This is a genomic window from Shouchella patagoniensis, from assembly GCF_002019705.1.
Classification (GTDB): Bacteria; Bacillota; Bacilli; order Bacillales; family Bacillaceae_D; genus Shouchella; species Shouchella patagoniensis.
Genome location: NZ_KV917377.1, coordinates 1,827,601 through 1,846,926 on the forward strand (window position 1 = coordinate 1,827,601; position 19,326 = coordinate 1,846,926).

19 protein-coding genes and 1 riboswitch are annotated in these 19,326 nt (G+C 38.0%); of the genes, 10 read left to right on the forward strand and 9 right to left on the reverse strand.

Features of this window, described 5'->3' with window-relative positions; genetic code table 11:
• Positions 1 to 89 precede the first annotated feature (89 nt).
• Positions 90 to 1,109: a zinc-binding alcohol dehydrogenase family protein gene (locus BK584_RS09855; RefSeq protein WP_078392438.1), complete on the reverse strand. Its 1,020-nt coding sequence runs from the start codon at positions 1,107 to 1,109 to the stop codon at positions 90 to 92.
• A 161-nt stretch (positions 1,110 to 1,270) separates the two neighbouring features.
• Here BK584_RS09855 and BK584_RS09860 point away from each other — a divergent pair, with 161 nt between their 5' ends.
• Positions 1,271 to 2,914, forward strand: a complete 1,644-nt coding sequence (locus BK584_RS09860; RefSeq protein ID WP_078392439.1) for a CocE/NonD family hydrolase — start codon at positions 1,271 to 1,273, stop codon at positions 2,912 to 2,914.
• A 116-nt stretch (positions 2,915 to 3,030) separates the two neighbouring features.
• On the opposite strand, the gene BK584_RS09865 is transcribed toward BK584_RS09860, so the two are convergent.
• Both BK584_RS09865 and BK584_RS09870 read right to left on the reverse strand, forming a co-directional pair.
• On the reverse strand, positions 3,031 to 3,690 hold the full coding sequence (locus tag BK584_RS09865) for a peptidylprolyl isomerase (RefSeq protein WP_245808829.1): 660 nt from the start codon (positions 3,688 to 3,690) through the stop codon (positions 3,031 to 3,033).
• Between the two features lie 12 nt (positions 3,691 to 3,702).
• The gene (locus tag BK584_RS09870) at positions 3,703 to 4,464 is read right to left on the reverse strand and encodes a hypothetical protein (protein ID WP_078392440.1); all 762 of its coding nucleotides are present in this window, start codon (positions 4,462 to 4,464) and stop codon (positions 3,703 to 3,705) included.
• Between the two features lie 225 nt (positions 4,465 to 4,689).
• Between BK584_RS09870 and BK584_RS09875 the strand changes: the two genes are divergently transcribed.
• The 3 genes from BK584_RS09875 to BK584_RS09885 all read left to right on the forward strand — a co-directional run bounded on the left by BK584_RS09875 (position 4,690) and on the right by BK584_RS09885 (position 7,228).
• Complete coding sequence (locus tag BK584_RS09875) at positions 4,690 to 5,742, forward strand: DUF3900 domain-containing protein (RefSeq protein WP_078392441.1); 1,053 nt, start codon at positions 4,690 to 4,692, stop codon at positions 5,740 to 5,742.
• A 24-nt stretch (positions 5,743 to 5,766) separates the two neighbouring features.
• On the forward strand, positions 5,767 to 6,912 hold the full coding sequence (locus tag BK584_RS09880; protein ID WP_078392442.1) for a glycerate kinase family protein: 1,146 nt from the start codon (positions 5,767 to 5,769) through the stop codon (positions 6,910 to 6,912).
• A 112-nt stretch (positions 6,913 to 7,024) separates the two neighbouring features.
• Positions 7,025 to 7,228, forward strand: coding sequence for a hypothetical protein (locus tag BK584_RS09885; RefSeq protein ID WP_078392443.1), 204 nt, complete (start codon positions 7,025 to 7,027; stop codon positions 7,226 to 7,228).
• Positions 7,229 to 7,282: 54 nt separating this feature from the next.
• Here the strand turns inward: BK584_RS09885 and BK584_RS09890 are convergent, their stop codons facing one another.
• The gene (locus BK584_RS09890) at positions 7,283 to 7,735 is read right to left on the reverse strand and encodes a flavin reductase family protein (RefSeq protein WP_078392444.1); all 453 of its coding nucleotides are present in this window, start codon (positions 7,733 to 7,735) and stop codon (positions 7,283 to 7,285) included.
• 286 nt (positions 7,736 to 8,021) lie between these two features.
• Here BK584_RS09890 and map point away from each other — a divergent pair, with 286 nt between their 5' ends.
• Positions 8,022 to 8,792, forward strand: coding sequence for a type I methionyl aminopeptidase (gene map / locus BK584_RS09895; RefSeq protein ID WP_078392445.1), 771 nt, complete (start codon positions 8,022 to 8,024; stop codon positions 8,790 to 8,792).
• Positions 8,793 to 9,095: 303 nt separating this feature from the next.
• Here the strand turns inward: map and BK584_RS09900 are convergent, their stop codons facing one another.
• Complete coding sequence (locus BK584_RS09900; protein ID WP_078395523.1) at positions 9,096 to 10,376, reverse strand: aspartate aminotransferase type Ic; 1,281 nt, start codon at positions 10,374 to 10,376, stop codon at positions 9,096 to 9,098.
• A gap of 370 nt (positions 10,377 to 10,746) precedes the next feature.
• On the opposite strand from BK584_RS09900, the gene BK584_RS09905 reads away from it, so the two are divergent.
• Positions 10,747 to 11,250 carry a GNAT family N-acetyltransferase gene (locus tag BK584_RS09905; RefSeq protein WP_078392446.1) on the forward strand — a complete coding sequence of 168 codons (504 nt, stop codon included), beginning with the start codon at positions 10,747 to 10,749 and terminating at the stop codon, positions 11,248 to 11,250.
• A 126-nt stretch (positions 11,251 to 11,376) separates the two neighbouring features.
• Positions 11,377 to 12,186: a DUF1206 domain-containing protein gene (locus tag BK584_RS09910; RefSeq protein ID WP_078392447.1), complete on the forward strand. Its 810-nt coding sequence runs from the start codon at positions 11,377 to 11,379 to the stop codon at positions 12,184 to 12,186.
• Positions 12,187 to 12,209: 23 nt separating this feature from the next.
• Here the strand turns inward: BK584_RS09910 and BK584_RS09915 are convergent, their stop codons facing one another.
• Positions 12,210 to 12,557 (reverse strand): hypothetical protein, encoded by a 348-nt coding sequence (locus BK584_RS09915; RefSeq protein ID WP_078392448.1) that lies wholly within the window; start codon positions 12,555 to 12,557, stop codon positions 12,210 to 12,212.
• A 203-nt stretch (positions 12,558 to 12,760) separates the two neighbouring features.
• Between BK584_RS09915 and BK584_RS09920 the strand changes: the two genes are divergently transcribed.
• From BK584_RS09920 to mgtE, 3 genes are all read left to right on the forward strand, one after another.
• Positions 12,761 to 13,216: a MarR family winged helix-turn-helix transcriptional regulator gene (locus BK584_RS09920; protein WP_078392449.1), complete on the forward strand. Its 456-nt coding sequence runs from the start codon at positions 12,761 to 12,763 to the stop codon at positions 13,214 to 13,216.
• Entirely contained in the window at positions 13,216 to 14,151 is a 936-nt protein-coding gene (locus BK584_RS09925) for a ring-cleaving dioxygenase (protein ID WP_078392450.1), read from the forward strand. The genes BK584_RS09920 and BK584_RS09925 overlap by 1 nt, the downstream gene beginning before the upstream one ends.
• Positions 14,152 to 14,354: 203 nt before the next feature.
• Positions 14,355 to 14,520: riboswitch (M-box (ykoK) riboswitch) on the forward strand.
• 206 nt (positions 14,521 to 14,726) lie between these two features.
• Positions 14,727 to 16,094: a magnesium transporter gene (mgtE, locus tag BK584_RS09930; protein WP_078392451.1), complete on the forward strand. Its 1,368-nt coding sequence runs from the start codon at positions 14,727 to 14,729 to the stop codon at positions 16,092 to 16,094.
• Between the two features lie 293 nt (positions 16,095 to 16,387).
• Here mgtE and BK584_RS09935 read toward each other — a convergent pair whose 3' ends face one another.
• The 3 genes from BK584_RS09935 to desA form a co-directional block, all read right to left on the reverse strand.
• Entirely contained in the window at positions 16,388 to 16,984 is a 597-nt protein-coding gene (locus BK584_RS09935; RefSeq protein ID WP_078392452.1) for a response regulator transcription factor, read from the reverse strand.
• Positions 16,981 to 18,117 (reverse strand): sensor histidine kinase, encoded by a 1,137-nt coding sequence (locus BK584_RS09940; protein ID WP_078392453.1) that lies wholly within the window; start codon positions 18,115 to 18,117, stop codon positions 16,981 to 16,983. Before BK584_RS09940 ends, BK584_RS09935 begins: the two co-directional genes overlap by 4 nt.
• A gap of 66 nt (positions 18,118 to 18,183) precedes the next feature.
• The gene (gene desA / locus BK584_RS09945; RefSeq protein ID WP_078392454.1) at positions 18,184 to 19,200 is read right to left on the reverse strand and encodes a Delta(5) desaturase DesA; all 1,017 of its coding nucleotides are present in this window, start codon (positions 19,198 to 19,200) and stop codon (positions 18,184 to 18,186) included.
• Positions 19,201 to 19,326: the final 126 nt, after the last annotated feature.

Below are 19,326 nucleotides of genomic sequence, written 5' to 3' on the forward strand. Positions count from 1 at the left end.
CGGTATTCTTATCCTCTTTTTAAAATAATCGCTTTCCGTCCTTCTTCTATGAAAATGGTTAAAAAACCGGGGCAAACCAACCCTTTTTTTTAATCAACACGACTCCATTCAATTACAAACTTACCAATCATACGACCACCTTCTAACTCTCTATGGGCCTCTCTCAAATTTTTGGAATTAATTGGAGAGAGCGTTTTTGTCATTGTATGTTTAAGCTCCCCTTGATCAAACTTTTCCGCCATTTGAGTAAGAAGTCGATGCTGTTCAATTTGATCATCTGTCTTATACATTGCTCTTGTAAACATAAATTCCCAACAAAAAGTGACACTCTTGTTGCGAATCTTTTTCATATCAATCTCCTCTTGGTTCTCAACGATTGCACAAATTGTTCCTTGAGGTTTAATACATTCAGCCATTCCATCCCAATGTTCATTTGTGTTAGCTAAACAAAGGATGTAATCAACTTCCTCATAGCCAACTTCTTGGAGCTGTGGAAGCAACTGTTGACGATGGTTTATCGTATAATGTGCACCCATATTCTTACACCAATCAATTGTTTCTTGTCGTGAAGCGGTAGCCAATACCTCAAGTCCAGACCTTGCCGCTAATTGAATAGCAATTGAGCCAACTCCTCCAGCACCACCTATTATCAGAATACTTTTTCCTGCATCTCTTTCTTCAGTTATCCTCATACGATCATATAAAGACTCCCATGCTGTGATAGAAGTTAGTGGCATCGCAGCTGCTTTTGCATAAGAAAGCGAAGAAGGCTTTCGACCTACAAGTTGCTCATCAACTAATTGAAACTCTGCATTAGACCCTTGTCTAGTCACATCGCCTGCATAATAAACTTCATCTCCAACATTAAACAACACACAATCTTCTCCAACATCTACAACGACACCACTTGCATCATAACCTAAAATTCGCAAATCTTTCTCGACTTTATCTTTAGGTGCTCTTTGTTTTGTATCTACAGGATTAACGGATACAGCTTTCACTTCAATGAGTAAATCACGTCCTTGTGGCATTGGTGTTGGTACAACTTGATCAATCAAACTATTCTCTTTATCAATGGTCAAATACTCATATAAACCTACTGCTTTCATGCTTATCAACTCCTTAAAAGTCCTTTTTGAAAACCTACATCGTCTTAATATTGAAATAACATAAAAGCTTATTTCATAAAGATTCTAAATTAGTATAGCATTGCTTTTTATTGAAAAGTCCTTTACCTTATTATTATCTTAACAAAAAAAGCAGGGATTTTATGGATGATACAATTATTATAGAAAAAAACCAAGTGTGTATAGCGCGTGATGGTACTAAACTTTACTGCGATATTTACCGCCCTCACGATGATGGGAAGTACCCCATTTTAATAAAACGTCTTCTTGATGGAAAAGATAGCTGTCACTATCATTATTTAGATTTACAAACTTTGGTATTAGCGGGGTACATCGTTCTCATCCAAGATGTCCGTGGGAGATATAAATCGGAAGGGAGTTTTTATCCGTTACATAACGAACAAGATGACGGGTATGACACGATTGAATGGGCAGCTTCTCTTCCCTTTTCCAATGGAAAAATAGGTATGTATGGAGAAGGGTATAGTGGATTTACTCAATTAGCTGCTGCTAGTGCAAATCCTCCGCATTTACAAGCAGTTTTCCCTATTCAAACCTTCACCAAACTAAACGAGATTACCCATGACAATGGCATCTTTAAACTCGAACAGTCCGTTAACTGGGCTTTATTACTATCTAAAAACGAGATTACTCGTATTAATAGTAATCATGACACTAAAAGAGATTTGCTGTTTCACTGGCAAGCTTATACAGATAACATCACCCAGTTTTACTCCTATCGTCCAATGATGAAGTTGCCAGTATTTAAGATGCTTCATGCAGGAAACTATTTTTATTCATTCATTCAGGAGGGTCGTTCTTCCCTTGATGTGAATAAAACGATTCCGAGTTTTTTTGTGAGTGGTTGGTATGACGTATTTTTACAAAGCACCTTAAAAGCCTTTCAGGATGCATCAGCTGAAACGAATACTCCACACACGTTGTTGATAGGCCCCTGGGCTCATAATCAATTCACTAATATAGTTGGGGAACGCTCTTTTGGCCATGCAGCGTCTATTGATTCATTGAATCAGGAAATCAGTTTCACTAATTTACATTTACGTTGGTTTGATCGCTGGCTCAAAGAACATGAAAATGGAATTGAAGAAGAAGCTCCTATTTATTTATTTGTAATGGGCATTAACAAATGGCGCAAAGAAAAACAGTGGCCACCTGATCAGACAGAGTCTCTCACATTATTTTTTCATCACTCTGATAATGGCAGGCACTTATCCTTAGAAGAGGCGAGGTCCTTTCAAGATGAATTATCATATGATCCGAATAAACCCGTTCCTACACATGGAGGATCACTTATCTTTGAACCAATCATTGGTCCTAGAGATCAACGAATTATTCAAACGAGAAATGATGTTTTAGTTTATAAATCGCATGAGCTGGAGCATCCAATTGAAGTCATTGGCGCAGCCACCTTAAATGTAGAGATCGAGATAGACGTTTCTACATCAGATTTAACTGCGAAATTATTAGATATTTGTCCTGATGGTACTTCTTATAATTTGTGTGACGGCATCATAGAACTACATCACCACGGTGGAGCAAAAATGATTCAATTGAAATTGCCACCTACAGCTAATCAGTTTAAAAAAGGACATCGGATAGGTATTGAACTATCGGCAAGTAATTTCCCACAGTATACTCCAAATTCAAACACCGGTGAGGATCGACTTGTAACTAAAGATGTAGTGAAGGCAAAGCTCATGTTTACAAGCTCTAATGAGCATAAGGCAACTCTATCTCTTCCAATTGCAAAGAACCCTCTCATGTAACATGTATATATTCGACTAATTTGGTCAAAAACGACTTTTCAATTAGACAATTTCCCGGGAAATGTAATAAAAAAAACCACGGTGTTGTGTATGACACCGTGGTTTTTGTCTTATTCTTATTCCCGTTCTACTGTCATAAACTTAATAACAGGAACTTCTCCTTCAATTGGCTTTCCAGCATCCGGGTGGTTTTGACTTGGCACTTCAACAGTCTCTGTTTCTGCAATTTGATCAATGACTTCCATACCTTCAATCACTTTACCAAAGGCAGCATAATCGCCGTCCAAACTTGGTCCATCTTCATGCATAATAAAGAATTGTGATCCTGCAGAATCAGCATCTTGTGATCGGGCCATTGATAAGATACCTCGTTCATGAGACAAATTATTTTCTATTCCATTGGACGAGAATTCACCTTTTATAGCGTACCCAGGACCGCCCTGGCCGGTTCCTTCTGGGTCGCCACCTTGTACCATAAACCCAGGAATAATTCGATGAAACGTTAGACCATCATAAAAACCATTTTCAATTAATGCGACAAAGTTATTTACTGAATGAAGAGCCACATCAGGGTATAGTTCCATTTTTACGATTCCCCCATTTTCCATTTCCATTGTTACAACGGGAACTTCGTCTTCTTGTACTGGTACTTCTGGCACCCCTGGCTCACTAGTTGCTTCTTCACCTTGTTGATTGTCATTGTTTTGTTGTTCCTCATTCCCACATGCTGCAAAAATAAATAGCACGCAAAAAGACAAAATCACTTTCCATCTCAACTCTGTCACTCCTTATTCGCTTTTAGCAGATTCCTTATCCTCTTCTATTATCTCTGCTAAATCTTCCGCTGTTTCCTCATCTTCTAGGAAAGCCTCTGCCTCTTCTTCTTCTTGAATAATTACTCTTGCAGCATCGGCACTTGATGGAACACCTTCTTCAACTGCTCCACGTGGGAAAACTTCAACAATAAGTCCAGATTGAAGATCTTCCTCATATATTTCTAAATCGTCATTTTCACTTATTGATAGTAATTCTGTGGCTGGATCATATGAGAACCTTGTACCGGATTCATAATGCCCATCCTCGCCTAAAAGAAAGAACGTGCTACGCTCTTCATTTGTGTTTGAAATAACGCCTTTAATCGACCTGTCCTTTGCTTGAATCACAATTTTAGTAGCGACCGTCTCTTCCGCGCCATTCGTATCTGCTAATTCACCATAAACAACTACATCAAGTTCGGGTTTTAAATAAGATTGGTTGACACGCAAATAATCCTTTAAATGCTTCACATAAACTTCTGTGCGGCGATTTAAAAGAACATTTACTTCAGGGTCACTGTCCACGCCTAATGATGTAATTTCAAGCTTTTCATCTGTGGCCGTTGAAAATACGTTTGAGCCTACATTTGCTTCGTAGTCTCCCTCAAATTCAACATCGGTAATGGTGCCATTCGTAGCGACCATATCGTCTTCACTAAATGAAATTCTTTCATCTTGTCCACATCCAGCAAGGCAAAATGCCAGTGCACCTACCGCAAACAGGACTTGCTTCAATGAATTTCACACCTCTCTTACTCCTTTTTACCTAGTATACCTTATATAATTGCGTTACGCTTTGATTACCAAGACATTTCATTAATATCACACAACCAGTTTGACAAAAGCACACAGTTCATATTTTCACTCTTGGTGCGTTTATCTGAGCATGCTATACTTTGCTTTATAAGCGATTACCCTTTGTGAAAAAAGTAACCCAGGTAAAGAAACGAGGAAGTCACGATGGAGTTTGACATTAATTTTTTATCCTTTTATGTAATTAACATCGATAATGAAAAAGATACAAAACAATACACTCATTATCAAACAATGGACACAGACCAGTTCGAACAAAGTCCGCTCGCGTCTTTTCTGGAAGGAGAACTTCAAAAAATAGTTAAACGAAAAGCTCAGCATCATCCTAACTCTGATCAGGTCCCTACCAAAATAGGACGATTTGTGACTGAATTGGGTCATCCTCTTGAATCAAATCCAAATTACGCGCTTTTTCAACGAGCTTTATCAGTCACTACTACAAACGGCTTTCAAAATGAAAGCGAAACGTTTGTAAAAACATATATACAAACAAGCGCGGTCCGCGGCGGTGTTTTCTTAGTTTGTCAAGCACAACCTAAAAAATATTATAGCGATAAGTTTTGTTTTGTTTTAAAGTGTGATTTCCAAGATCATATTGCGACTTTAGCTGATTCGAAGTCATTAATAAAAAAAGTAGAGCGAGCATTTACAACAAAAAATATGAAGTCCATTCAATATCCACAGATGATTGAAGAGGGAATGGTAGAAAAAGCGGAGTTAAAAATTCATCAATCTTCTCATGCGCGATACTTTGAAGATTTTCTCCCTAATGTGGAATATGGTGATTCAATGCCTTCAATCTTACGCACTCAAGTTCAAACATTGCTTGAAGAACATGCGAATGAAACATTTACAGCCAGTGATGAGCGGGCTGCCTTTGATGAAAGATTAGAACTCTGGGCTGCCAGCGAGACAAGAGAGCTACAGGAACAACTAAGCACACATCAAGTAATGGAAGCTTCCGCACAAATATCGGAACATTCTCCAGAAGCAACAACAAGAATGAAACTAGGTGAGACAGAAATAAAAGCTCCAGTCTCCGATTTTGGAGAAAACGTACATTTGGCCAAGCTCGGCGAACGATACGTTGTCTTAATTGAAGCGGAACAAATTCAATTTGACAAACATGTTTCACCAATCGAATTTCTCAAACCAGAGGGTTTTGATACGATAGCAGAGCGAATCAAAAAGAAGAACTAACAAATTAAACCAAAGGAGTTCGTTATGAGAAAAATCATTATCGCACCTGACTCTTTTAAAGAAAGTATGACAGCACTGGAAGTCGCTCAATCCATTCAAAAAGGGTTTAAAAAAGTTTTCTCTAACGTTGAATATACATGCATCCCAATGGCTGATGGTGGAGAGGGAACCGTTCAATCTCTAGCAGATGCACTTAATGCAAACATTCGTACTTTAACTGTTACAGGCCCTCTCCAATCGAAAGTGGAAGCGATATATGCTTTTGCTGATGATGAGAAGTTAGCTATTATTGAAATGGCTTCAGCTTCTGGATTACACCTTGCGGAGCCCAACAATCGAGATCCTAAAATAACGACAACTTTTGGGACTGGAGAGCTAATTAAAGATGCACTTGAGCAAGGTGCTAAAAGGATTATTTTAGGAATTGGCGGCAGTGCAACAAACGATGGTGGTGCTGGTGCTGCTCAAGCACTTGGCATAAAATTATTAGATGAAGAAAACAAAGAAATTAACGTTGGAGGGGCTGCACTTTCATCTCTTGCCAAAATTGATATGTCAGAAGTGCATCCATTACTCAAAGATTGTGCAATTGATGTAGCTTGTGACGTTGATAACCCTCTTTTAGGAGATCAGGGTGCTTCCGTTATTTACGGACCTCAAAAGGGAGCAGACCCACAATGTGTTGCTGAACTTGATCAATCATTAACTCATTTTGCAAACATCTTAACAGCAACGTTTCAAAAAGACGTTCGCAACATACCTGGAGCCGGTGCCGCTGGTGGCTTAGGAGCTGGTATGCTTGCCTTTTTTAATGCCCGACTCGAACCTGGTATTAAGCTTGTGCTAGAAGCAACAAAATTCAAATCTCACTTACACCATGCCGACCTTGTTATAACTGGCGAAGGAAGACTTGATCACCAAACACCTTATGGGAAGACACCAATTGGGGTAGCTAAAACTGCTAAAGAACTAGGCATTCCCGTGATTGCTTTTGCTGGACAACTAGGTGAGGGGTATGAAGCTATTTTCAATAATGGTATCGATGCTGCTTTTTCGATTGTTCCTGGAGTTCTTCCCTTAAACGTTGCAATGGAGAACGGCGACCGCTTTTTATCTGAAGCTGCTGAACAGGTTGCCCGTGTTATAGCCCTAAAAAGCATCGAGATTTAAATCGCCTCTAATTAGTCATTTGCCCCCCTTTTGTTGCATATCTATGTAGCAAAAGGGGGGCTGTTCTATTTGGCTTACTATTACCAGGCATTTTTATAATGGATTAGCTGGAATGATCGTATTAATTGCATCCTTATACTTAAGTTCCCATTGGATTGATGCCGGTGGCAATCGTTCGTTCTTTCCAGCGTTTCTACTATTGTTTTTCCTCTCGGTAATTGGATTTATTTTTCAACTTTATCCAAAAACGAAACTAACCGGGTTATCCATTTCTCTCGTTCCTCTTTTGTATTTACTTTTTATCGTATATGTTTAAATTACAATTAAAAAATCAAACGAAGCGAACGGACAAGCCGCTCGCTTCGTTTGATTAAATTTGTTCATACTTTCCTTGATAGTAGACGAGCGGATCACGGTCAGTTACCGCAACGTCTCTAACTTTTCCAATAAAAAGGGTATGGTCACCTTGTTCACTCGTATCATGAAGATCACAAGCAATTGTTGCAATTGCTCCTTCGACCGTTGGTACGCCTGCAAACTCAATCAATCTAACATTCTCTTTTTCTTTTTGGCGAGCAAAATGCATTGACACATCTGCTTGATCTTCTGCCAAAACACTAACCGCAAATGTTTTCGTTTTTTCTAGAATTGGTTTCATGCGGGCGTTATTCGCTACCGAAATAACGATAAGTTTAGGATCTAATGACACTGACATAAAAGCATTCGCCGTCATTCCATGATTTTCATTTTCCCACTCTGCTGTAATAACTGTTACACCAGTGGAAAACTTGCTCATTGCTGTTTTAAATAATCGATCATCCATCTCTTCCCCTCCTTTAAACTTCCGTATACTCTAAGTATAATAGTAAACAGTAACAACCTTTGTTGCAACAACAATGCACCTTCTAGATTGTTTCACAAAGAATGTCTAAAGGTTTTATCTCATTCGTTTAACGGCTCTTTTTAATTAACTGTTCTCCAAATTTTTGTTACCTATGCTTTTTCTGAGATTATGTTCAATACAAAAAATAAGTTACACTATTAATTACAATGTTAAGAACGGCTAATTTCCGTTCTGCATATGCTACGTAAAGAAGGTAGGCGGTCATATGATCACATTAAAATCCAAACGAGAGATTGCGTTAATGCATGAAGCAGGTAAATTACTTGCAGAGTGCCATAACGAAATAGCGCAATTAATCAAACCAGGAATCACAACAATGGAAATTGACGAGTACGTAGAGTCATTCCTAAAAAAACATGGAGCTACACCAGAACAAAAAGGATACAATGGTTATAAATATGCCACATGCGCATCAATAAATGACGAAATTTGTCATGGCTTCCCCCGGAAAAATCCATTAAATGAAGGGGATATTGTGACAATAGATTCCGTCTTTAATTTAAATGGTGCTCTAGCAGATTCAGCATGGACGTATAGTGTCGGTACGGTCTCAAAACAAGCTCAAACATTAATGGACATTACCTATCAAGCTCTTTACAAAGGGATTGAACAAGCTCAAGTCGGAAATCGCTTAGGGGACATTGGTCATGCAATCCAATCTTTTGTAGAATCCACAGGTTTTTCTGTGGTAAGAGATTTTACAGGACATGGGATAGGACCAACATTACATGAACCCCCTCAAATCCTTCATTTTGGTCTTCCACATAAAGGACTCCGTTTAAAAGAAGGAATGGTTATTACAATTGAGCCTATGGTTAATACAGGAAAGTATAACAGCAAACTCGATAAAAACGGTTGGACAGCCCGAACAGTTGATGGCTCTTTATCTGCTCAATATGAGCACACCATTGCTATTACAAAAGAAGGCCCGTTACTTTTGACTGATCAAGGTGAATCGAACTCTTTCTCTTTGTAAGGGTTCAATTTTTTAGTCAAGTCATTCACCCAGAGAAAGCCGGTTATTAAATTGAAAAACCTTCTCCAAGTAATAGTGAACGATTTATATCCATCATTCACTACAGGTAAATATCGCATTTGGTTTCTCGCTATTATTTACTGCGACTAAGTTAGAAAAAGAACTTGGGATTGCGTTCCTTGGTTTCAATGGTTTTTCAATAGTTATACCATTCACTTGACTTTGACTGAAGTAGTTAATGGCTGAATGCTGGAGAGGGCAATAAAAAAAGACCGGTCCATAAATGAACTGGTCTTGATTTTATTAACGTTTCAACTGCTCAATTGCTGCAATTTCTACACATACACATAAGACTTCCATCGCCTTTTCTAGCTCACCTAAAGACGGAAATGTTGGCGCTATACGAATATTTCGGTCTCTTGGGTCGTGTCCATAAGGAAATGTAGCCCCTGCTCCGGTTAGAGTCACCCCTGCCTCTTTTGCTAGTAAGACAACTCGTTTCGCACAACCATCAATCGTATCTAAACTAATAAAGTATCCGCCATTTGGTTTAGACCAAGATGCAATTCCTTTACCGCTAAGTGCTAGATCAAGTGAATGTGTAACTTGATCAAATTTAGGTTTAATAATTGCTGCATGTTGCTCCATTAATTTTTCGATCCCACCAACTTGATCGAAAAAACGAACATGGCGCAACTGGTTTAGTTTATCTGCGCCAATCGTCTGTACTGACAATTGCTTTTTGGCGAAAGCTATATTTTCTTCAGAAGACACAAATGCAGATATACCTGCTCCAGGGAAAGTCACTTTAGATGTCGATGCATACATATATACACGATTTGGATGATACGCTCGCTCACTTGCTGCAAAAATATCAGCCAATACATCAGGAGTATCAGTTAAATGATGAATCGCATAAGCATTGTCCCAAAAAATCCGGAAATCCGTTGCCTTTGTTTCCATCTTTGCTAAACGTTCAACAACATCCTTTGAATATGTATGCCCTTCTGGATTACTATATTTAGGTACACACCAGATCCCTTTTATGGCTTCATCATTTTTTACATACTGTTCAACTTGTTCCATATTTGGTCCTGTAGGAGTCATCTCAATGGGAATCATTTCAATCTGAAAAAGCTCACAAATAGCGAAATGACGATCATAACCTGGAGATGGACAGAGAAACTTCACCTTAGGTAATTTCATCCAAGGTATTTCCTCTTCAGCCACCCCGTGTAACATCGCTCTTGCTATCGTATCATGCATGAGCGATAGACTTGAATTACCCCCAATAAATATTTTATCTTCTGTTACGCTTAATAAATCACCAAATAACGCTTTCGCTTCAGGAATGCCATCAAGTTGTCCATAATTTCTTACATCCGTTCCATTTCTGTCTTCAAAAGGCCCAGCCTCCGGTAGAACTGACAACAGACCACGTGATAAATCAAGCTGTTCTGGAGCTGGTTTTCCTCGAGACATGTCGAGATTGATGTTTTCACTCTGAAACTTAGCATACTTCTTTCGCAAAATATTCTCGCGTTCACTTAATTCAGTTAATGTTAATGATTGTAACTCGCTCAAATCATCCAACTCTCCTCTTTAACTATAGTAGACGTCTTATTCGTCCATTTTTATATCGTAATCTATGTTTTTGCTTAGAAACTTAGGACAAAAACAGCCTATCCTCCTTTATTGTAGACTAGATTAGCCCACTAGTTCAACAACCAGGAGTAACGTGAGCATTGTCACATCAGCATCTAATTTTACTTTGTCAGTCACTTTAACTCTTTCTCCATCACTTTTTCACATCATTGAATTTTTCGTCTAAAAAACAAGGCTTGCATCCCCCACCTATTATATGCTAAAAAATGAAGGGGTTATTAGCATGGCTACTTGAGCTTTATTACCGATTTAAAATATAAAAAGCAACCTAAAAATAGGAGGGGTTAAGATGATTCGTGAAGCAACGTTTGACGACTTAGCTCAAATTGAGGAAATTGCCATTCGAGCTACTAAAATTATGAATTCAGAAGGAAGTGACCAGTGGGATAAATCATATCCGACCATTACTCATTTCCATTCAGATATTAAAGCAGGTTCTCTTTTTGTATATGAAAATGAAGGTCACATTATAGGTGCAATTGCCATAGATCGTTCTTTTGCGCCTGAATATAAAAGCAGTACATTGAGATGGGAAACCAAACAAGAAAGTTCAGGGACGTTTCATCGGTTAGTTGTCGATCCACTTGCACAAAAAGGTGGTATTGCAAAAGCCTTAATTCTTTTCGCAGAACAATTATTTAAAAGTGCGGGCTTATTGTCTTTACAAGTCGATACGTATTCGTTAAATAAAAAGGCCCAACGTTTATTTGAAAAACTTGGTTACGTAAATGTAGGTACATTGCAATTCGAGAATAAAAAGATGTCCTTTTATGGTTTTGAGAAAAAGCTTTAATTGAAGAAGATCACTACCATTCTCCGGGCATAATGTAATAAGGTTGGCATGATATCGGAGTTGAATTTGGTTTTGATTAGATGAAATAAGGGTATTGACCGTCAAACAATAGAGAAGAGGAATAACATGGGTAATTTTTTCAAACCATCAAAATCGTTTATGGTTTTTTTTACTCGTCTTGGATTTATTAGTCAAAGCATTGTTTTTCTTCTTATTAGTGCACTTGCACTTATGGTTGCCTTTGGGGTAAATGACGACACGGAAGATATGACAGGTGCTTTAAAAGTTCTTGCGACTGTTCCCTTTGGTGAATTTCTACTTTGGCTCATAGGCATTGGATTAATTGCCTTTATTTTATTAATGTTACTGAAATCGATTAAAGACACTGGCAGAGACGGTAGCGATAAAAAAGGGTATATAAAACGCATTGGTTTTTTGGGGATTGCTTGCGTTTATTCTCTCATTGCAATAAATGCCTTTCGATTCGCAACACATAGTGGAGAATTAGGAACTTCCTCAAACGAAACATGGTCTGCTATCCTATTAAATCAACCGTTTGGTCAATGGCTAGTAGGTATTGCTGGCGTCATTATCATGGGGGCTGGAATTGGTCAACTTACGATTGGTTTAGGCGGTGGTTTTATGGAGAATTTTGATCTGCATAAAATGAATCAGAGAGAACAAAAGACTGCCAGGTGGGTTGGCGCTTTTGGATATTCTGCTCGCAGTGTTGTCTTTATGCTTATCGGCTACTTTGTTGCAATGACAGCCATTCAGCAAGATCCTAACGAAGCGATGGGCTTTGATGAAGCACTTGCTATCATCCAAGAACAACCTTATGGAAGTATATGGCTAAGCATTGTTGCTTTTGGTCTTGCTTGTTACGGTATTTTCGCTATTGTTCGTAGCAAATATGAAACGGTACAACCAAAATAAAAAGAGGGGCTCCCCCCTCTTTTTTAATGCTTGTCCACACGAGTCATATCTAATTCATAATCTCCATTTTCAGATTTAGCTGGATTAGAGCTAAAAATACTCTCACGGTTGATATTTAACTTTTCCGCAGCACGGTCTGCATAAGGATCAACTAGTTGAGTATCTTCATTCAAAACAAACTCGAGCGCATTTATTTGTGTACGTAAACGCTGCATTGTTCGATCAAGATAAATATATACTTGCTGTTCTTGCTGTTCCATTTGTTTAAAACTTTGCTCATCAACTTTCATTTCTTTAACCTTATTAATACACTTACCTAATTCTTCGCGTAAAATATTCCGTTGTTCTTTAACTGTTGCTACGTTTCTCATATCTGTCATCCTTTCAAAATCCGTTAAGTATCAGGACACAAGATCCCACGGGTACGTACCCTCAGTATAAAGGTTTTTAAAACAAATATCAGCTTATTCAAGAGAATTCTTTAAATAATTGGGCAAAACAATATAGTTGACATCAAAATATATTCACGGTATTATTATCTCAAATTCGAGATAAATGATTTCGAGGTGATTAGATGAATCAAAGTCAAGCAAACTCTTTAAAATTATTTACAGTATTAACCCGTGCTCTTCAATCAGTGAAAGCTCTTGCAGAAGCAGATATAAAAAAACATGGGTTTAACCCCACTGAATTTGCAGTATTAGAATTATTGTATTCAAAAGGCGATCAGGCCGTACAAAAAATCGGGACGAAAGTACTCATTGCCAGCAGTAGCATCACTTATGTTGTTGATAAACTTGAAAAAAAAGAAATGATTGCAAGAAGGCCATGCCCTACTGATCGACGTGTTACATTTGTATCCATTACAAATAAAGGTCGCGAATGGATGGATTCAATTTTTCCAAAGCATACGGAAGCATTAGATTCGATTTTTTCTTCCTTGACTCAAGACGAAAAACAAACTTTAATCGAACAACTAAAAAGAATCGGTTATTATGCAAACAGTTTAGAATTCAAAGGGGATGAGTAATGAACATGAAAACAGCTGGAATTCACCACATTACAGCAATTGTTGGTAATATCCAAGAAAATGTGGATTTCTATGCAAGTATATTAGGGCTCCGTCTTGTTAAGAAGACAATTAATTTTGATGACCCAGGTACTTATCACCTTTATTTTGGAGATAATAATGGCAGTCCTGGTACAATTATGACATTCTTTCCTTGGCAGAACGCAAAAAAAGGTGAGATTGGCGCTGGACAAGTTGGAACAATCACTTTTGCAATACCTAAAGGATCAAAAGCTTTCTGGCAAGATCGTTTAGTGAAATACAATGTTTCATACAGAACAACATCCCGCTTTGATCAAACATACCTTTCCTTTGAAGATCCACATGGACTGCAATTAGAACTTACTGAAATGGAAAGTTCGATTAAATCGACGTGGACCTTTAATGGAGTCCAGGCAGACAAAGCTATAATTGGTTTCGCAGGCGCAACTCTTTTATCTGCAGCTTACTCGGAAACAAATAAACTATTGGAAGACGGGCTTGGTTTTACTTACGTAGGAAAAGATGGTGAGTTTCTCCGTTTTGTATCCGAAGCTGAACTTGGCAATACAATTGATGTTTGGCAAGTAGATGCCGCACCCGGCTCAATAGGCGTTGGCATGGTTCACCATATTGCTTTTCGAGCCAAAGATGATGCAGAGCAGCTTGTTTGGAAGAAAGAAATGGAGCACCTCGGGATGCGAGTGACCCCAGTTCAATCAAGAAACTACTTTAATGCTATTTATTTTCGGGAACCTGGCGGACTCCTATTCGAAATTGCAACAGATCCACCAGGGTTTACCCATGATGAATCCCAACTTACAATGGGGACTAAATTAATGTTGGCAGACTGGTTTGAACCTAAAAGAGAGCAGATTGAAAAGCAACTGCCTTCATTTCATATAAGGGAAATATAGACATAGGTATAATCGTAAGACACTCACACTGCAAATGATGGCTCGTGCATTTATAAAGCGCGGGCCATTATTCGCTCTTCATTGGTTTTCTTTTATTAGCACTTAAACGATTACCAATTATAGATAGATAATTATTACATGATAGTAAAGAAACGTTTGACATTAGAGTCTATGGGCTGTAAAGTGAAGTTTGCAAGAAATTCATAAGTCCTCGTTAGGTGAGGCTCCTGTGCTGGAGATACGCTGCTACCCAAAAATGTCCAAAGACGCCAATGGGTCAACAGAAACCATCGACATAAGGTGGTTTTTAATGTAGCTGGACTAGTCCTATGCCGCACAGTGCTAAAGCTCTACGAATGGAGGAAAACACGCCTATATTAAGGTATTTCTTAAACATGCGTTCAAACACCTCCGATGGATAAGGTGTTTTTATTTTGGCTAAAAAAGGTGGTGGTGTGGGATGGATAGTTTACCCAATCCAAGGATAGGCTTAAAAATAATGAGGTATCAACAGGAAGGGGCTCGTCCCGCACCAGCGGAATGGTACCCTCTCTAAAAGAAAAGAGGGTTAGAATATGGATAAATTAAAAACAGACCGTAAACGAAATGAATATAAAAACGAAATCATTAAACACCTTGTTTCACGAAACCTCCGGGCTTTTCGTGAAACATTTCTGGAACTGCACCCAACAGACCAGGTCGAATTATTTCATGAGATTGAAATTGCTCTACAAAAACAAGTTCTATTATTTCTAAGTCCACAAGAGTTTGCTGACCTTTTTGAAGGACTTGAACTTGATGACCAATTAATTGTCTTTCAAGGACTAAGCTATCAATATGCAGTGTCCATGTTTAACAATATGTCTGCCGATGATGTTGCTGATTTTCTTGCAGAAATTGACCCAGAGCGTTCCAAAGATATTCTTAGCTCTATGGATATGGAAGAAGCAAAACGCGTAGAAGAATTAATGGCATATGCACCAAAAACTGCAGGTGCCATTATGACAAAAGAGTTTGTTCGACTTTCTGTTGAATCAACTGCAAAAGAAGTCATTGCGGAACTACGCGAGACAGCTCCTGATGCAGAGACTATTTACTATTTATATGTTATCGATAAAGATCAGAAACTTGCAGGCGTTGTTTCTTTACGTGATCTCATTATTGCAAATCCCGAAATGACTGTAAATGATATCATGAGCACCCAAGTCGTTTCAGTTAATGAAGAAGAAGATCAGGAAGATGTCGCTCGTTTAATTAAAGAGTACGATTTTCTTGCCGTACCAGTCGTTACACCAGACAAACGCCTAATGGGTATTATTACCGTCGATGATGTGATCGACGTTTTGGAAGAAGAAGCAACAGAAGACTTTGGTGAGTTCACCGCTTCTCGTGGGGCAACCGATCTTTCTTTGACCGCTTATACAGCTGCAAAAAAACGTGCCCCTTGGTTAATTTTACTCATGTTTTTTGGACTTATTACAGCAAACATTATTGGACAATTTGAGAATACGTTAGAACAAGTTGTTTTACTTGCTGCTTTTATGCCCCTTATTATGGGAACAGCTGGAAATACCGGTACTCAATCATTAGCAGTCGCTGTACGAGGTATTGCAACTGGTTCATTTGAGCGCGGTGGTGTGTGGAAAACCGTAAAGCGTGAATTTGGAACTGGAGTTATGCTCGGAATCGTCTGTATGATCGTATTAATGGGGATTATTAGCTTATTTTATAATGGAGATTTCATCCTTGCATTTATCGTTGGTTTCTCCCTCTTTTGTGCACTTAGTGTTGCTGCTGTAATTGGTGCAACCATTCCTGTTGCGATAAACAAACTTAAAATTGACCCAGCAGTCGCCTCTGGTCCATTCATTACCACATTAAATGATATCATTAGTTTAATGATTTATTTCTCGATCGCGACAACTTTAATTGACCGTCTTTAAAAGCCAAAATTCCTCTAAAGAGAGGAATTTTGGCTTTTGTATTTAGAAATAAAATACTAACTCTTTTTCCGAGCCAATTATTGTGCGGTTCTTCCCAGTCATTCGCACATAAACTACTTCAAAAATGAAGAGCATTCCTTTTCTTTGATTATCTCACCACTTGCATATTTTCCACGTGACAATTGAACCAGGTGAACGGTTTAGAGAAATCATGTACTGCTATAAATGACTTAATTCTGATCGCTTATAATATACACTAAAAAAAAAGCTAGATGAAGTCTCATCTAGCTTTTTTAAAACCACCCATTCTCCTTATAACGAGAAATGGCTTCAATACGATTACTTACTTCTAGCTTATCAAGGATGACAGATACATAATTACGAACGGTCCCATTTGTAATTTTCATGTCACTAGCAATCTGTTTTGTCGTTTTTCCTTCTGAAATATGTTTAAGTACTTGCTCTTCACGCTCAGTCAAAGGTGTTTCGTTGCTATAGACCATATCCACTAATTCTGGAGCGTATACTTTTCTGCCCTCTTTAATCGTACGAATCGCAGCGGCTAAATCTTCACTAGGGCTATCTTTTAACAAATACCCCCCTACTCCAGCCTTACGCGCTCGTTCAAAAAATCCTGGTTGAGCAAACGTTGTTAAGACAATCACATGGCAAGGGTGATCCTTAAGCTCATATGCGGCATCTAATCCGTTTTTAACTGGCATTTCGATATCCATGATACAAATATCTGGTTGTTCTTCTTGAACGAGTTTGACTGCTTCTTCTCCATTTCGAGCCTTGCCGATAACTGTCATATCCGATTCAAAGTCAAGCAAAGCCCCTAGTGCGCCTAACATCATCTGTTGATCTTCTGCAATTGCAATACGTATCATTCTTGCACCACCTTCGTCTTACTAATTGTACGAGGGACTTTCATTAACAAGGAAACCCCATTTTTTGATTCTATGTGGAGGTTGCCATTTACAAACTCAAGACGTTCTTTCATTCCTTCCAGACCACTTTGATGATGATTTGTTTGACGTTTAGCCATCCCAATACCATTATCACTAACTGTAATTAAAAACTCTGATTGGGTTTGGTTAATTTTAATCCAACATTTATTCGCCTGACTGTGTTTTACAACATTCGTCACTGCCTCTTTTACGCACATACATAAAACATTTTCAATTATCGGTTGTTTTTTTGAATGTGCAAGATCTTCACCATCTATATTCAAATGAATACCTGCAACTGACAGGATCTCTCTTATATGGACAATTTCATCTTTTAAACGAACCATTTTCATATCCGAAACGATCTCTCTTACCTCTTTTAAAGCTGTTCTAGCGATACGTTGTATATCTTCCAATTCAACATTTGTTTTTGCTTGATCCAAGGATAACCATTTTCGTGCTAAATCACTCTTAATTCCGATCAAAGACAATTTCTGACCAAGCGTATCATGTAAGTCACGTGCAATGCGTTGCCTTTCTTCCATTATCATTAATTCAGATATTTTTTCATTTGCACTTTTCAACTCGTTTTCTAACTGTTCCCGTTTATTACGGCTACGAATGGTAAAAGGAAGCAACGCAACACCGATTAAAGCAATGGCGATAAATGGAAGTTGCATCATGAATGTTTCATTTTGAATAAAGAACCCTGCCGTAGTTGCTGCAGCTGTTGTTGCAACGTGGACTGAATATAATACAATAAAACCAGCTCGATTATGTACATGCCCAATAAAGAAAGAAATAAATAATGCAAAATAAATATATCCAAAATAAAGAGTCATACCTATATTAATAGCAATTTCTATTGATACTGAAACATAAACAGTCCACCCTTTTTTAATAAAAGACAAACGATACGCAGTAAAAAATAAGACAATCATTAAGCTTCCAACTGTGATCTCTAATGCCGTAGCCGACATGATCACAAAATAAAAGGGCAGCACACAGAAGATAATCCAAATATACAAGCTAAGTCCTGTATTTTTCGGGAAAATATGAAACCAATTTTGCATAACGTTCCTCCTTTACTTCATTATAACAAAACCTTCCAACAGGATTGCTGGAAGGTTTTGTTTTCATTAATCCGAAATCGGCTTTAGTTTTTTCATTGCTTTGAACTGCTTAAAACTTATAAACGATTTATTCGCTTCATCAAATAGCCGATATTTCATTGAGGCTAAGCTGATACGTAACGTTATCGTCGTTGCTTTTTGTAATGGCACCACTTGTTCATGGGTTTTTTCTAAATGATAGTTTGGCACTTTAGGACTTAAATGATGCACGTGATGAAATCCAATATTGCCAGTTAACCATTGCATAAACTTCGGTAGCTTATAGTATGAACTTCCATCTACTGCAGCTTTAACAAAATCCCATTCCGTTTCATTTTCAAAGTACGAATCCTCAAAAGTATGCTGAACATAAAACAACCATACACCAAGCATACCAGCTGTGAATAAGATTGGAAGTTGTATGAGTAATAAAGCTTGCCAACCAATGATATAAACCAAAATACTATAGATGAGCACAAGAGACACATTAATGAAATATGTGTTCATACGCTCTTTGCGTTTTGCCCCTTTTCGGTTGATGCGATTATCAACCATAAATAGATAAAACGGCCCTAACACGAACATCACGAACGGATTTCGGTACAAACGATATGACAACTTTGTCCATAAAGATGCTTGTTCGTACTCTTCAACTGTTAGTAACCAAATGTCACCAACGCCTCGTTTGTCTAAATTCCCACTTGTTGCATGGTGAAGTGAATGGCTTCTTTTCCATTTTTCAAATGCAAAATGGGTAATGATACCGGTCACGGTGCCCAATATGCGATTTGCTTTAGCATTGTTAAAAAATGAACCATGTGTACAATCATGAAAGATAATAAACATCCGTACAACGAAAAATGCTGCCATAATTGAAATCGGTAACGATAACCAAAATGAAACAGCCAAACTTTGATAAGCTAAAAACCATAGTAATAAAAAAGGAATTGTTGTATTTAATAATTGAATGACACCTGATTTTGTATTTGCATGGGCGAATGAGGCAGCTTCACGCTTCAGTTCAGCCTGTTTTTGTTTACTCATAACTTCCTCCTCATAACCTTTATATGTTTATCATAGTTTGATTTGGCGTAAAAGGTAAGTCACATTTGTCAGGCACACAGTATGACAAATGTCATATATGATTTTTATGGCATTAACTCCTACTCT

What these genes read in the sequence shown, in the direction of transcription:
- BK584_RS09890 (WP_078392444.1), bottom strand. Translation starts at nt 7,735, where the DNA reads ATGGATGATCGATTATTTAAAACAGCAATGAGCAAGTTTTCCACTGGT.
- BK584_RS09935 (WP_078392452.1), bottom strand. Translation starts at nt 16,984, where the DNA reads ATGATACGTATTGCAATTGCAGAAGATCAACAGATGATGTTAGGCGCA.
- BK584_RS09925 (WP_078392450.1), top strand. Translation starts at nt 13,216, where the DNA reads ATGAACATGAAAACAGCTGGAATTCACCACATTACAGCAATTGTTGGT.
- BK584_RS09855 (WP_078392438.1), bottom strand. Translation starts at nt 1,109, where the DNA reads ATGAAAGCAGTAGGTTTATATGAGTATTTGACCATTGATAAAGAGAAT.
- BK584_RS09920 (WP_078392449.1), top strand. Translation starts at nt 12,761, where the DNA reads ATGAATCAAAGTCAAGCAAACTCTTTAAAATTATTTACAGTATTAACC.
- BK584_RS09905 (WP_078392446.1), top strand. Translation starts at nt 10,747, where the DNA reads ATGATTCGTGAAGCAACGTTTGACGACTTAGCTCAAATTGAGGAAATT.
- BK584_RS09880 (WP_078392442.1), top strand. Translation starts at nt 5,767, where the DNA reads ATGAGAAAAATCATTATCGCACCTGACTCTTTTAAAGAAAGTATGACA.
- desA (WP_078392454.1), bottom strand. Translation starts at nt 19,200, where the DNA reads ATGAGTAAACAAAAACAGGCTGAACTGAAGCGTGAAGCTGCCTCATTC.
- mgtE (WP_078392451.1), top strand. Translation starts at nt 14,727, where the DNA reads ATGGATAAATTAAAAACAGACCGTAAACGAAATGAATATAAAAACGAA.
- map (WP_078392445.1), top strand. Translation starts at nt 8,022, where the DNA reads ATGATCACATTAAAATCCAAACGAGAGATTGCGTTAATGCATGAAGCA.
- BK584_RS09885 (WP_078392443.1), top strand. Translation starts at nt 7,025, where the DNA reads ATGATCGTATTAATTGCATCCTTATACTTAAGTTCCCATTGGATTGAT.
- BK584_RS09910 (WP_078392447.1), top strand. Translation starts at nt 11,377, where the DNA reads ATGGGTAATTTTTTCAAACCATCAAAATCGTTTATGGTTTTTTTTACT.
- BK584_RS09940 (WP_078392453.1), bottom strand. Translation starts at nt 18,117, where the DNA reads ATGCAAAATTGGTTTCATATTTTCCCGAAAAATACAGGACTTAGCTTG.
- BK584_RS09875 (WP_078392441.1), top strand. Translation starts at nt 4,690, where the DNA reads ATGGAGTTTGACATTAATTTTTTATCCTTTTATGTAATTAACATCGAT.
- BK584_RS09915 (WP_078392448.1), bottom strand. Translation starts at nt 12,557, where the DNA reads ATGAGAAACGTAGCAACAGTTAAAGAACAACGGAATATTTTACGCGAA.
- BK584_RS09860 (WP_078392439.1), top strand. Translation starts at nt 1,271, where the DNA reads ATGGATGATACAATTATTATAGAAAAAAACCAAGTGTGTATAGCGCGT.